General features: G+C 44.5%; 10 protein-coding genes and 1 pseudogene. 6 read left to right on the forward strand and 5 right to left on the reverse strand.

Annotated features, from left to right (window positions below; translation table 11 throughout):
• Positions 1-292: pseudogene (locus tag WS40_RS09295) on the reverse strand (IS481 family transposase); the annotation flags it as partial.
• Between the two features lie 271 nt (positions 293-563).
• On the opposite strand from WS40_RS09295, the gene WS40_RS09300 reads away from it, so the two are divergent.
• The 4 genes from WS40_RS09300 to WS40_RS09315 all read left to right on the forward strand — a co-directional run bounded on the left by WS40_RS09300 (position 564) and on the right by WS40_RS09315 (position 6,557).
• Entirely contained in the window at positions 564-1,664 is a 1,101-nt protein-coding gene (locus WS40_RS09300) for a lipid II:glycine glycyltransferase FemX (protein ID WP_046441794.1), read from the forward strand.
• Positions 1,665-1,758: 94 nt separating this feature from the next.
• Complete coding sequence (locus WS40_RS09305; RefSeq protein ID WP_325208509.1) at positions 1,759-2,652, forward strand: hypothetical protein; 894 nt, start codon at positions 1,759-1,761, stop codon at positions 2,650-2,652.
• 15 nt (positions 2,653-2,667) lie between these two features.
• Entirely contained in the window at positions 2,668-3,573 is a 906-nt protein-coding gene (locus tag WS40_RS09310) for a DUF368 domain-containing protein (RefSeq protein WP_325208510.1), read from the forward strand.
• A 572-nt stretch (positions 3,574-4,145) separates the two neighbouring features.
• A complete protein-coding gene (locus WS40_RS09315; protein WP_022287542.1) occupies positions 4,146-6,557 on the forward strand; it encodes a glycogen/starch/alpha-glucan phosphorylase in 2,412 nt (803 codons plus the stop codon).
• A gap of 286 nt (positions 6,558-6,843) precedes the next feature.
• Here the strand turns inward: WS40_RS09315 and rnr are convergent, their stop codons facing one another.
• The 4 genes from rnr to WS40_RS09335 all read right to left on the reverse strand — a co-directional run bounded on the left by rnr (position 6,844) and on the right by WS40_RS09335 (position 11,986).
• Positions 6,844-8,955, reverse strand: coding sequence for a ribonuclease R (rnr, locus tag WS40_RS09320; RefSeq protein ID WP_046441797.1), 2,112 nt, complete (start codon positions 8,953-8,955; stop codon positions 6,844-6,846).
• 70 nt (positions 8,956-9,025) lie between these two features.
• A complete protein-coding gene (gene secG, locus WS40_RS09325) occupies positions 9,026-9,280 on the reverse strand; it encodes a preprotein translocase subunit SecG (RefSeq protein ID WP_022287545.1) in 255 nt (84 codons plus the stop codon).
• A gap of 84 nt (positions 9,281-9,364) precedes the next feature.
• Entirely contained in the window at positions 9,365-10,801 is a 1,437-nt protein-coding gene (locus tag WS40_RS09330; RefSeq protein ID WP_325208511.1) for a DUF389 domain-containing protein, read from the reverse strand.
• An 18-nt stretch (positions 10,802-10,819) separates the two neighbouring features.
• Positions 10,820-11,986, reverse strand: coding sequence for a serine hydrolase domain-containing protein (locus tag WS40_RS09335; RefSeq protein ID WP_046441799.1), 1,167 nt, complete (start codon positions 11,984-11,986; stop codon positions 10,820-10,822).
• A 575-nt stretch (positions 11,987-12,561) separates the two neighbouring features.
• Here WS40_RS09335 and WS40_RS09340 point away from each other — a divergent pair.
• On the forward strand, positions 12,562-12,780 hold the full coding sequence (locus WS40_RS09340; RefSeq protein WP_046441800.1) for a TetR/AcrR family transcriptional regulator: 219 nt from the start codon (positions 12,562-12,564) through the stop codon (positions 12,778-12,780).
• A 145-nt stretch (positions 12,781-12,925) separates the two neighbouring features.
• Positions 12,926-13,544: lantibiotic protection ABC transporter ATP-binding protein (locus WS40_RS09345; RefSeq protein WP_325208512.1), on the forward strand; the 619-nt coding region annotated here is incomplete at its 3' end.

Genomic DNA, 13,544 nt, shown 5'->3' on the forward strand with positions numbered 1-13,544 from the left:
CTAGTTTTTTCATAACCCTGTAAAGACTTTCAAGACAGCGTGTATACCCTTGTTTTCTGAGACGATGCCATAGTTCGGGAAGCTCAAGCGTTGGGTTTCGTTTGTGATACCTTTTGATAAGATCTATTTCTTCCTTGGTATGCTCGTTGGGATGATGATGCGGTCGGCGTGATTTAACTGCCAGGGACTCCACACTTCCGTCCCAGCGTTTCAGCCAGAAATATATATATGAACGTGATTTATTGTATTTTCTGCTCGCTCGGCTCACTCCATATTTCTTTGCGTAATTCATTAAGGATTGACGAAACTTCATATCTTGTGTTATACTATTCATGAGAGATAGGCTTCCTTTCTGATTTGTATTTGTGTGGTAACTTTATTTTATCAGATTTTTGCCTATCTCTCTTTTCTTTTTTCTTAATTTTGTCCAATATCTATTGTAGCACTACACTCACTCCTCACTTAAACTCCCCTCCCCCCTTGATTTTTCACTCAATATGTAGTATAATAAATGAAATAGTGCATAATAACAGAAAAATTCTTACAGAGAGGATCTTTATAAAATGGAAATAATCAATAAGTCCGATGAAAAACTCCTTGCAGAATATGAACAGTTCGCAGGCACCAGCAAATACGGCAATTTCATGCAATCCCTCAAATGGCCGAAGGTAAAGGACAACTGGGGCTGGGACGCTGTTATCTCTCGTGACGCTGACGGCAATATCCGTGGAACTTGCCTTATCATAATCAAAAAAGTGCCTATTTTCGGTGTTACTTTTATGTATGCCCCTCATGGCCCTGTTTGCGACTGGTCTGATAAAGAGGTCATGACCGACCTTTTCGAGGGCGTAAAAGTACTTGCAAAGAAATACAAATGCTACCAGTTTATGTGGGATCCTTGTTTCGAGGAGGGCGACGACAAGTGTACAAAGCTTATCGAGGACATGGGCTTCAAGCACATACACAAAGCGGCTGAGCTGACCACTATTCAGGCTCGTAATAACTATATGCTCAGAAATATCGAGGGCAAGACCCCTGACGAGGTCATGGCGACTTTCAAGCCTGACTGGAGAAACCGTATCAGAAAAGCCCCTAGAAAGGGCGTTTACTGCAAGGCTTGCGGCACTGAGGCTCTTGACGATTTCTACCCTCTCATGCAGGCAACAGGTATCAGAGATGGCTTCTCTATCCGTTCAAAGGAGTATTTTGTAAAAATGCTCAATGGTCTTGGCCCTGAACACTGCCGACTTTTCATGTGCTATGTTGACGAGGACGGCAAGCAGATACCGTTGTCGGGTGCAGTAACAACACAGTATGCAGGCAAGACCTGCTATGTTTACGGTGCTTCCGCAAACCACCACAGAAACCTCTACCCTAACTATCTCATGCAGTGGACGATGATAAACTGGGCTTTGGAGGGCAAAAACTATATCTATGATTTTCAGGGCATACCATTCTACAACGATGAAACAAACCCTAACTATGGCGTATACAAGTTCAAAAAGGGCTTTAACGGCGAGGTCGTTACCTATGAGGGCGAATTTTTCTACATTTTCAAGCCTTTCATGAAGAAAGTCGTAGACTTCTGCGAAAAGATAGTTATGGACAGACACGAACGCAAAAGACAGAAGCTTCTCAAAAACAGAAATAAGGATATGCAGTAGGCGGCAATAGATTAAATTTAAAAATTTTTGAACAGTTTATACATTTTTACCCATTCTTTACACAGACAACATTTGATTTTTACTTATATGTGATATGATTTACAAAGAGGTGAGCAAGGTGCATAAAGGCGTTATAAGGACCTTGTGGCTAATTGTCGCATTGAGCCTGGTGCTAAGTTATGCTGTGATGTGCATTGCATGGCTTTCAAAGGGCTGTCGCTATGGAGCGCAGTTTTGCATAAACGTTTTTATGAGAGCGCTTCCTCTTTGTCTTATATTCCTGTGCATCGTCGAGCTTGCAGGGCTTTTCATATGGGTCTTCAAAATAAAAAAGCTCGAAAGGCTCTACGCTAAAAAGGGCGGCTGTGACGAATATTTTGAGCTTCTTGAAAAATATCTTCTCAGGCAGAACAAAGATAAGGGTCACGGGCTTTTGAAGCTTGCCGCTGTTTACATTTCAGAAAAACGCTTTGAAAACTGTTTTCTCACACTTGACCGTATAGCTTTTGATAAGCTTACCCCCTCAGATCAGAACAAGTATTTTGAACTGCTTCTTTACGGCAGACTCATGTCAGGAGATATTTCTCAGGCAAACGAGATATTTGTTTCGGCAGAGCATTACTTCAAGCGAGGTCTTCTCGATAAACGCAATGGGCAAATGCTTTTCACCCTTGGTCTGCTGGAATATTTCAACGAACGCTTTGAAGCGGCGGTGAAGTTTTTTGACAGCGCAGAGAAAAGCCGTGACGCTGACAAGACGCTTCGGTGCAACAGTGAGCTTTACAAGGGCGAGTGTTTTCTCGCTCAGGGTGATGTGAGAGCGGCAAAGGCTTCGGCTGAAAAAAGTGCGGCGCTCGTTAGTGACGATAAGCAGGAAGCACAGCTTGGAAAGCTGATGACACAGGTAGAAAAAGCTTACATCAGAACAAAAGAAAAGTCTGCTGATACGAAAGCAGACAACACCACGGAAGGAGGATATGCCTTTTAAGGCATAGAAACAAGTATGATAATAAACGCACTCAGAGGCTTTTGCATGGCTCTTGCGGACAGCGTCCCTGGAGTTTCGGGAGGAACTATAGCATTTCTGCTGGGCTTTTATGACAGCTTCATAAATTCCCTTAACGACATTATGGGGCGTGACAATGCAAAGCGTAAAAAAGCATTTTTCTTTCTTATAAAGCTTGGCGTGGGCTGGGTCATCGGTATGCTTCTTGCAGTAAGCGTTCTTGCAAACGTGTTTGAAAGCGGCATCTACAAGGTAAGCTCGCTGTTTTTAGGATTTATCATTCTGGCGATACCTGTCATGATAATGGAAGAAAAAGAGAGCATAAAGGGCAAATATTACAACATCGTATGGGCTGTTATCGGCATTGCTATCGTTGTGGGAATATCCCTTATAAATCCCTCCGGCAGTGGTGCTGACGTTTCTCACATGAATATAGGCACAGTGATATTCGTTGTTCTTGCAGGAATGTGCGCAATATCTGCAATGGTGCTTCCCGGCATTTCAGGCTCCACCATACTTCTCACATTCGGTCTTTATATGCCTGTTATCACGGGAATAAAAGAGTTCCTTCATTTGAACTTTGAGTATTTCGGACTGCTCTGCTCTTTGGGTATCGGCATTATCCTTGGAGTGTTCGTTACTCTCAGGCTTATCAAAAAGGCTCTTGAAAAATTCAGAAGCCAGACTATCTACTGCGTTATCGGCATGATGATAGGCTCGCTGTACGCCATAGTTATAGGTCCTACTACCCTTAAAGAACCTAAAGACCCTATGTCTTTCGGCACATTCAGCATCGTATTTTTCATCATCGGTGCGGCGATCGTGTTCGGTATTCAGGTAGCAAAGAGCGTGTTTGACAAGAAACAGCTTGCAAAGGCTGAAGAAAAGATAGAAGAAGAATAGATATTATATCAAAACGAACGAATATATAAAAAGGCTCAATTTCTGCATCATAGAAATTGAGCCTTTTGCTACAAATAACGTAAGTAAACTTTTTTCTGAACACATATCGTATGGCCTATATGCCCACCTAGCAAATTCATATTCTTGTGATTATATAAAAACTACTGCCCTTACTGTCCCCTTTTGCTGTTCATTCTTCCAAAATCAGCATTTTATACAATTGAACGCCTTGACAATTATGCAACTATACCATATAATAAAATTAGGCAAATGCAATATCCTGTATTATATTCCAAACATAATATGACAACTATTGCAGAAATAGCATATCAGCGTCTATGATTTCTACAAATCATATGCCTGCCCTATGTAAAAAGTGTTTAAATTTTAGGGGCGTTTGGCATTTTTTCTTGCAAAAATTGTCGGCTTGTGGTATAATTATCAGGAGCAGGGGCGTGTTATTCCCCCAAACAGGTGAAAACTATCCTTATTTCTCAAACGTTTTCGCCAATACAGTAATAAAGGTGCAGAGCGCAAAGCTCGACTTGAAAGTATATAGGAGGTAAAGATTTATGGCAAATAGTGCTGTAGAAAAAACAATTTCCACGCAGGAACTTAAAGAAAAGCTTCTTGACGTTCTTCACAACGATTTCCAGACAACACCTGAGGACGCTTCCGATCAGCAGGTATACGAGGCTCTTTCTAAGATCGTTGTAGGCATTCTTAAAGCTAAGAGAAGAAAGTTCACCGTTAAAACTCAGTCTGAGGGCAAGAAGAAGGTCTACTATCTTTCAATGGAATTTCTTATGGGAAGAAGCCTTAAAACTTCTCTTTATAACCTTGAAATGCAGAAGCAGGCTACAAAGGTCCTTAAGGACATGGGCATTTCTATAAACGGCATTTACGAGTGTGAGCCTGACGCAGGTCTTGGCAACGGCGGTCTTGGAAGACTTGCTGCCTGCTATCTTGACGCTCTTGCTGCCGACGGCTACCATGCTACAGGCTATTCTATCTGCTATGAATACGGTATCTTCAAGCAGAAGCTGGAGGACGGCTGGCAGACCGAGCTTCCTGACAACTGGCTCCCGGGCGGCTCTGTATGGCTCGTTCCTGTTCCGTCAAAGGCTGTCGAGGTTCGTTTTGACGGCGAGCTTAAGGAATACTGGGACAATCAGTATCACTGCGTAACTCACGAGAACTACACATCAGTTATGGCTGTTCCATACGATCTGTTCGTATCAGGCTACAACAGCGAGGCAGTTTCAAAGCTCAGACTTTGGAAAGCTGAAATGGCTGATTTTGATATGTCAATGTTCAATCAGGGCGACTATCAGAAGGCTCTTAGCAAGAACATCATTTCACAGGCTATCACAAAGGTGCTTTATCCTAACGACAACCACGCAGAGGGCAAGTCACTCAGACTTAGACAGCAGTATTTCCTTTGCGCTGCTTCTATCGGCGATATCGTAAACCAGCACATGAGCGTTTACGGCACACTTGACAACCTCCATGAAAAGGTAGCTATCCACATCAACGATACTCACCCGACACTTGCTATCCCAGAGCTTATGAGAGTTCTTCTTGATGATTGCGGCTATTCATGGGACAAGGCTTGGCACATCGTTACAAACACATTTGCATACACAAACCACACTGTAATGCCTGAGGCTTTGGAGAAGTGGGACTGCAACCTCCTCAAGAGCGTTTGCCCTAGAATCTTCTCTATCATTATCGAGATAAACGAGCGTTACTGCAAGGATCTTTGGGAGAGATACAAGGATCAGGCTAAGGTTTCACATATGTCTATCGTTGAGGACAACAAGGTGAAAATGGCTACACTTTGCGTACACGCTTGCCACAGTGTAAACGGCGTTGCAAAGATACACTCCGAGATAATCAAGAAGGAAACATTCAAGGACGAGTATCTTGACACACCAACAAAGTTCAAGAACGTTACAAACGGTATCGCATACAGAAGATGGCTCTATCAGTCAAACGAGGGTCTTACAGATCTTCTTTGCGAGAAGATAGGCGACGGCTTCCTCAAGAATGCTGCTGAGCTTTCTAAGCTTGCTGTATTCAAGGACGACAAGGACGTTCTTGACAGACTTGCAAAAATCAAGCTTGACAACAAGAAGAGTTTTGCAAAGTATGTAAAGAATCAGTACGGCGTTGTTCTCAACACTGATTCTATCTTTGACGTTCAGGTAAAAAGACTTCACGAATACAAGAGACAGCAGCTCAACGCTTTGAACATCATAGCACAGTACAACTACCTCAAGGCTAATCCAAACGCTGATTTTGTACCAAAGACATACATCTTTGCTGCAAAGGCTGCTCCTGGCTACTACATGGCAAAGCAGATCATCAAGCTTATCTGGAACATTTCTCAGGAACTGAAAAAGGACAAAAAGCTCAACGAGAAGCTCAACGTTATCTTCCTTGAGGACTACAACGTATCACTTTCTGAGATACTCATGCCAGCGGCAAACATCTCTGAGCAGATCTCACTTGCTGGTACAGAGGCTTCAGGTACAGGTAACATGAAGCTTATGATAAATGGTGCTATCACACTGGGTACTCTTGACGGAGCAAACGTTGAGATACACGAGCAGGTAGGCGACGACAACATCATCATCTTCGGTATGAACGTTGACGAGGTAAACGCTTGCAAGTCAGGCTACAAGCCTATGGACATCTACAACTCCAACGCAGTTGTTAAGCAGGCTATCGACACACTTCAATACGGCATCAACGGACAGCAGTTCAACGAGATCGCTGACAGCCTGAAGAACTCTGACCCATACATGGCTCTCAAGGACTTCGATTCTTACCAGAAGGCACAGGCTTACGCATCTGAGTGCTACAAGGATCAGACAAAGTGGCAGAAGATGAGCCTTGCAAACATTGCAGGCGCAGGCATTTTCTCCGCAGACCGTTCTGTTGAGGACTACGCTAGAGATATCTGGGGTCTTTCAAAGTAATTTATTTATACAAAAAATTATCGGACAGTTGCTTGGTGCGACTGTCCGATTTTTTTGTACACATATGCAATTCATGAAACGATAAATTTGTAAGACCACAAGATGAGCAAAAGGAACGGGACGACGATGGTGTCGTCCCCTACATAGTTCGAGCGATGTTTATACAATGTGAAAATCAACATAAATAGTGACGTGCGAGAAAAGCGGGCTGTCAAGGGCGCCAGCCTCTTCAGAATTGCAAAAAAAATGACGGTGCAAGACCGCCATTTTTTTATATAAGCATATTTTAGGCCTCGTCAGCAAGTGCAAAATCTATCTTGCCCGAATTTACATTTGCGTTTATCACCTTTACTCTGATAGGGTCGCCCACACGATATTCCATGCCGTTTGTAAGGTTTTTCAGGCTCACCATATCGTCGCAGACATACTCGCCGTCAGGCATATTGTCCGTGTGAAGAAGTCCCTCGCAGGTGTCAGGAAGTGCAATAAAAAGACCGAACTCAACAGCTGAAACCACTGTTCCCTGAAACTCCTCACCGATATGAGCGTTCATATACTCAGCCTTGTAGCAATCCTCACAGCTTCGCTCCACCTGCATTGCGGTAAGCTCCGTCTTTGTGGACTGGTCGGCGGAGTCATAAACGAACTTGTTGAACTTTGTGGCGCACTCCTCTGCACTGCTGCCACTGAGAAAAGCTGACATTATTCTATGGATAGTCAGGTCAGGGTAACGTCTGATAGGTGAAGTGAAGTGGGCGTAATCCTCCAGCGCAAGTCCGAAGTGACCCACAGGCTCGGTGGAATATCTTGCCTTTGACATACTCCTCAGAACGATATTGTTCATGATAAGGTCGATATCAGTACCCTTTGCGGCTTTTAGTATCTCCGACATATCCCCAGGGCAAGCCTTTTCGCCCAGCTTATACTGGACGTTGAGCTTGACAAGCGCTTCTCTCAGGGATTCAAGCTTCTCGTCTGACGGCTCTTCGTGGATACGATAAACGAACGGAAGGTTATTATCCATGCCAAATCTTGCGGCACACTCGTTTGCAACAAGCATGAAGTCCTCTATTATCTCCTCGCTTCTTCCACGGGTACGCCTCTCAACGCCCACGCAGATATCCTCGTCATTGATGATAAGCTTGCTCTCAGAGGTTTCAAGCTCAGGACAGCCACGGTTTTTCTTGTTTTTGTACAAAATATCCGCAAGCTCCTTTATAATAGGAAGCTGACCTGAAACTTCGGCATATTTTTCTTTAAGTTCAGCATCGTCACTGCCTGCCAAAAGTGAATTTATCTCGGAATAAACGCCCTTTACACGGGAGCGGATAACAGTTTTTGCAAACTTATACTCAGTGATATTGCCCTGCTTGTCAAGTTCACAAAGACATGAGAACGCAAGTCTGTCCTCCTGCGGATTAAGGGAGCAGATGCCGTTTGAAAGCTCCTTAGGGAGCATTGGTATAACTCGGTTTGCGTAATAAACGCTTGTGCCACGCTTGAAAGCCTCGTTATCAAGCTGTGACTTAGGCTGAACATAGTGGGAAACGTCGGCAATGTGAACGCCAAGGAGATAACCTGTTTTGGTTCGTTCAACAGAAATTGCGTCGTCGATATCCTTTGTATCTGCGCCGTCAATGGTGAATATCGGCTTGTCACGGAGGTCAAGGCGGTTGGGTATCTCCTCTTTTATCCTTGAATAATCGGACACTTCACTAGCTTCATAGATGACCTCGCTTGGGAAAACAGGGGTCAGACCATTGACCTCAAGGACGCTCATTGCGCAGGCAGAGGCTTTCATTGAGCTTCCATAGCTTGAAACTATCTCGCAGACGTGTTCAGAGTGCCTGTTTCCACGCTTTGTGACCTGCGCCACCACCTTATCGCCCTCGTGAAGCTCAAGACGCATTGGGTTCTCAAAGGTCATTGCATATTTTGATAGCATATCAGGGACGATTTTCAGCACGCCGAACTCGCTCACAAGTTCGCCTGTGAACTTAGCAAAATTCTCCTCCACAATGCTCATGACCTCGCCCTCGGTGCAAGCTCCCTCGCCCTTGAAGGTTCTCACAAGGACGATATCGTGTGGCATTGCGCCTTTGAGATACTTGCCCACAACAAAAATTTCTTCGTCAGTGTCAAGATTTTTCACAAAGCCGTAGGTCTTATTGAGCCTTACCACCTCGCACTTGACGAACTTCTTAGGGTCAACGAGCCTTATGCCGAACTTGTCTTCCATTATTTCGCCGTTTTTCTTCATTTTATCAACGGCTTTTGTGAATTTTTCAAACTCAAAGCCCTTTCCTCTGCATGATCTCAGCAGTTCTTTAAAAGTCAGTGGCTTTTTGCCTGCTTTTTTTAACTTTGAATATATTATTTTTCTGTAATCTAACTTCATAAATTTCCTTTCTTTTTACTGTTACTTTACTTTCCAAAAGAAAAAGCCCTGCACGGAGCAGGGCGGGCAATTATTTCTTGATCTGATAAATGATATTTACAGCAAGAGTTATCACGAATATCAGTATCGCACTTATCCTTGTCAGTCTGTTAAGCTTAGCGTCCTTGGTGTTTGAACCGTTCTTTCCATAGAAAGAATCGTTATATCCACCGCCGATAGCAGATGTAAGACCCTGCTCTTTGGTGTCCTGCGCAAGAACTACAAGTATGATAACGAGGCTGGCTACGATCAGCAGTGCGCCTGCAACGATCTCAATTACGCTCATTTTTGTTCCTCCAAAACATAATTATACATTTTAATATATTATAGCACACATCTTCTCAGATTGCAAGGGGTTTTCAGAATTTTTTCAATTCTTTTTCTTTTTATCGGTGCTTTCAGCCTTTGAGGTAGTATCTTTCTGCTTCTCCACCTGCTGGATAACTGTGACGTTTGACACATCAAGACGTTTTTTCAGAAGCTCTGTGACAGTTTTGAGCTGTTCATCGGTAAGAGCCTTGTTCTCATATAGCACCACTGCTATGCCATTAACTGTTGTGGGCGAGCCTACTGAATGGCTGCTCATGTGACCGCCTGCCGCACCTGTTATGTTTGGATAAACGATAGCAAGCTCCTCGGCGATATCGCTCATGTCGATATCATAGCTCTGATAACTGTCAAGCTGTGCCTTCAGATTTTCATTCTCGGCTTTAAGGTCGTCGTTTTCTTTCTGCGCTAGCACCTGTGCCACCTTGTTCTGTGTTTCCTCATCGTCGGCGTTCTTTTCAAGCATCTTTTCGACCTCGTCAGCGGTAACACCGCTTTCCACCTCGGTCTGTGTTATCACAAGCTTATAATCTCCCAATCCGAAAGCTTTCAGCTCGCTTTGAAGCGCCTTTGTATCGGCAGTACTTATCTTCTTGCCAAGAAGTGCCACTTCTATCATACGTTTATCAGTATCTATAGTTTTCTGCACTATCTGAGTGCCGTCAAAGTCAAAATTCTCGGTGATAAACTTCTCTGCACTGCTGTTATCCATTGTCTTTTTCACAATATCATAGCCAAGATAAATACTAGGCAGCATGGTAATAACTGTGATAAAAGCGATATTTCTGTGTATCTTTTTCAAAGCCTTCGGGGAAATATCGTTGCCGTGAGGCAGCCTTAAAAGCTTCAGCACAACGATAGCCGCAAGGCAGATAAAAAAGCTGTTTATGAAAAAGAGATACAATGCTCCGCCGAAATAGTCAAGGCGGTGTCTTGCCAGTCCATAGCCTGCGGTACAAAGCGGCGGCATGAGTGCTGTTGCGATAGCCACGCCTGGGATAACGTTGCTTTTCTCCTTACGGGTCTGACCTATTATGCCGGCAAGTCCGCCAAAAAGGGCAATAAGAACGTCCCACGCTGTAGGTGTGGTTCGGGCAAGAAGCTCGGAGGAGGCTGTGGTGATAGGTGAGATAGTAAAGTAAATAGTCGAGGTGATAAGGCAAATGACCACCTGTATGCCAAGTCTTATTGCTGCACCCTTTGAAAGAGTCAGGTCATTGGTGGCGATTCCATAGCCTATGGCTGTTATACCGCCCATAAGAGGTGAGATGAGCATAGCACCGATTATAACGGCGGTGGAGTTCATATTCAGACCTATGGAGGCTATAAGTATGGCAAGCATAAGGATACACATATTAGTACCCTGAAGCTTTGTGCCAGATATTATCGTATTATGTATCTCATCAGGGTCAGCCATATCCCAGCGCAGACTGAACATATTTCTAAGCCCTTGTATAAATCTGCCTTCCTGTAATTTCAAATCTCAGACCTCCCCTGCTTATTTTACTGCACCCCATGCGATGTTCTGCAAACGCCTTGCAGAATCGGTGGTGCCTGCGCCTGTCTGCTGAATAAAATAAAGTATGCAGAGCTGTTCTTTTGGGTCAAGGCTGAAATAACAGCCCATCCAGCCGTCCCAGCCGAAAGAGCCTTCTGACTGGATAAGTCCTGCAGCGGAAGGGTCGTCAAGGATACGCATGAAGTTACCGTAGCCGTGACCCTTTGTGCTGTCCCAGTTAAGGGTCTTGCGCTGTTCAGGTGTAAGACCGTTTCTTGTCATGAAATCGACCGTGTTTCTGCCGAGTATCCTCACGCCGTCAAGCTCGCCCTTGTTCATAAGCATTTTGGCAAACTTTGCATAGTCCTCTACAGTGGAAACAAGACCTGCTCCGCCCGACTCAAAGGCAGGAGGTACAGTGTAATCAGTAAGGCAAAGGTGGAAGTGAGTAAAAGGCTCGTTTCCGCCATTTTTGTATTCATAGCACTGGGCAAGTCGGCTGTACTTTTCCGCTAGGATATAGAAGCCTGTATCATTCATACCGAGGGGTTCAAAGATCTCTTTTCTAAGAAAATCTCCGAACTTCATGCCAGAAACCACTTCGATAACAGCACCCATGATGTCAGCAGACGCACCGTACATCCACTTTTCACCAGGGGAGAACATAAGAGGACGCTTGCCCATTTCCTTTGCGAAGCTCACAGTATCCAGAAGCTTTTCGCCCTTGAGATATTTTTCAGACTGCTCGCCCCAAAGCGCACCCATTTTCTGACCTGCGGGAGTGCCGTCAGGATAAGGGATACCGGAAGTCATGGTGAGCAGGTCGCCTATGGTTATATCTCTGTCAGCAGGACGTTCGCCGTTCTCGTCAAGAACCACAGGGTCGGAGAACTCAGGGATAAACCACTTGAGCGGGTGACGAGTGTCGAGCAGACCACGCTCGATAAGTATCATTGCGGCAGCGGCTGTGACAGGCTTTGACATAGAAAAGAGTCTGAAAATGCTGTCAGTTTTCATAGGGATATTTTTCTCCTTGTCAGCAAGACCAAAGCTTTTGAGATAGACAGTTTCGCCTTTATGGATAACGCTGAGAACTGAGCCTGAGAAAACACCGTTGGTTATCTCTTTTTGTGCAACAGCGTCGAGATATTTAAAATTTTCGTACATGATAGACCTCCGTGTTATGATGTTTGATATATAGGATTATAACACAGTTCGGGTGGAAATGCAAGATTTTGTGCGGCAACAAAAAAATCCGCCCTACCACAGTAAGGCGGAATTGGGTGCAGGGGCAAGCCCCATACATTGTAAAGTTTACAAACAAACTTATTGAGCGGGACTGAAGTTTGATAACAAAAAAGCCATGACGGACAATGCCCGTCACGGCGAGTAGCAAACCCCTCCCAGCGTATCATACCTATGGGCGGGAGCAAAAAAATCCGCTACCATAAATGATAGCGGAATTAGGTGCAGGGGCACGCACCTGCTGGCAAATGACTCTAATTTTGATAGAAACCCGTTAAGGGGGTGCAATTACGGTTTGGAGGGGGTGCATTTTTGATTTTAGGGGGTGCAGTTCTTTGCCGAAAGGAGAGGAGCGCCTTCATGAAATAATGTGTTAAGGGAAAATAGTTTTTTGTTAAAATGAGTATGTTTTTCTCTACACCCATTGCAAACCAGAAAGAAGCGTGGTATAATATGACCCAATAAACCAAAATGGTCATATTTAAGGGGGCGTGGGCTTGGCTTTTACCGATTACGAGACTGAGCAGCTCCGCAAGGCGTTGCTGAAGGAAACGAGACATTGTGCTGTCACGATGGGGATGAAGAAAACCTCCGTAGAGCAGCTGACGAAGGCGGTCGGGATTGCAAAGGGCTCGTTCTATAAATTCTACGAATCCAAGGAAATGCTTTTCTTTGCGGTTTTAGAGGGAAAAATCTTGAAATATAGGGCTTTTTAAGGCCCTAAATGCGTAGGTTGGTGCTTTGTTGCGATATGCTCCATGGTTACGGTGTATTGTTCATATTCTGTTTTCGGGAATCTTTATGAAATCTTCAAAATTGCCCGGTATGCTATCCGTAAAATCAAAGAAAGGACTTGATTATATGGATATGATTTTGAAAACGACTGACCTCTGCAAAAATTTCAAGGGGCAAATGGCGGTAAACAATGTGTCACTGAACATCCGGCGCAACTCGGTTTATGGTCTGCTGGGGCCGAATGGGGCTGGCAAATCCACGATCTTAAAAATGCTCACCGGCATTTTGCGCCCCACATCGGGAAGCATCGAGTTTGACGGCCACCCGTGGAAGCGGAATGATCTGGAGCATATCGGTGCTTTGATTGAGATGCCCCCACTTTACGAAAATCTGACTGCATACGAAAATCTCAAAGTCAGAACTACGTTGCTCGGCCTGGACGATGCACGAATTAACGAGGTATTGCAAATTGTCCAGCTCACGAATACCGGCAAGAAACGGGCCGGGCAGTTTTCTCTTGGTATGAAGCAGCGGCTTGGTATTGCTATTGCATTGCTGAACAGTCCCCAGCTTTTGATTCTGGATGAACCGACTAACGGCCTTGACCCTTTAGGGATTGAGGAACTTCGAGAGTTAATTCGCTCTTTTCCCTGCAAAGGGATTACAGTTATTTTGTCCAGCCATATTCTGTCAGAAGTCCAGCAGATTGCAGATCATGTGGGTATCATTGCTGGCGGCGTCCTTG

Origin of the sequence: Ruminococcus sp. N15.MGS-57, assembly GCF_000980385.1 — a bacterium.
GTDB classification, from domain to species: domain Bacteria; phylum Bacillota; class Clostridia; order Oscillospirales; family Ruminococcaceae; genus Hominimerdicola; species Hominimerdicola aceti.

Coding starts and splice junctions, on each gene's coding strand:
- WS40_RS09300 (WP_046441794.1), top strand. CDS start 564: ATGGAAATAATCAATAAGTCCGATGAAAAACTCCTTGCAGAATATGAA.
- WS40_RS09305 (WP_325208509.1), top strand. CDS start 1,759: ATGATTTACAAAGAGGTGAGCAAGGTGCATAAAGGCGTTATAAGGACC.
- WS40_RS09310 (WP_325208510.1), top strand. CDS start 2,668: ATGATAATAAACGCACTCAGAGGCTTTTGCATGGCTCTTGCGGACAGC.
- WS40_RS09315 (WP_022287542.1), top strand. CDS start 4,146: ATGGCAAATAGTGCTGTAGAAAAAACAATTTCCACGCAGGAACTTAAA.
- rnr (WP_046441797.1), bottom strand. CDS start 8,955: ATGAAGTTAGATTACAGAAAAATAATATATTCAAAGTTAAAAAAAGCA.
- secG (WP_022287545.1), bottom strand. CDS start 9,280: ATGAGCGTAATTGAGATCGTTGCAGGCGCACTGCTGATCGTAGCCAGC.
- WS40_RS09335 (WP_046441799.1), bottom strand. CDS start 11,986: ATGTACGAAAATTTTAAATATCTCGACGCTGTTGCACAAAAAGAGATA.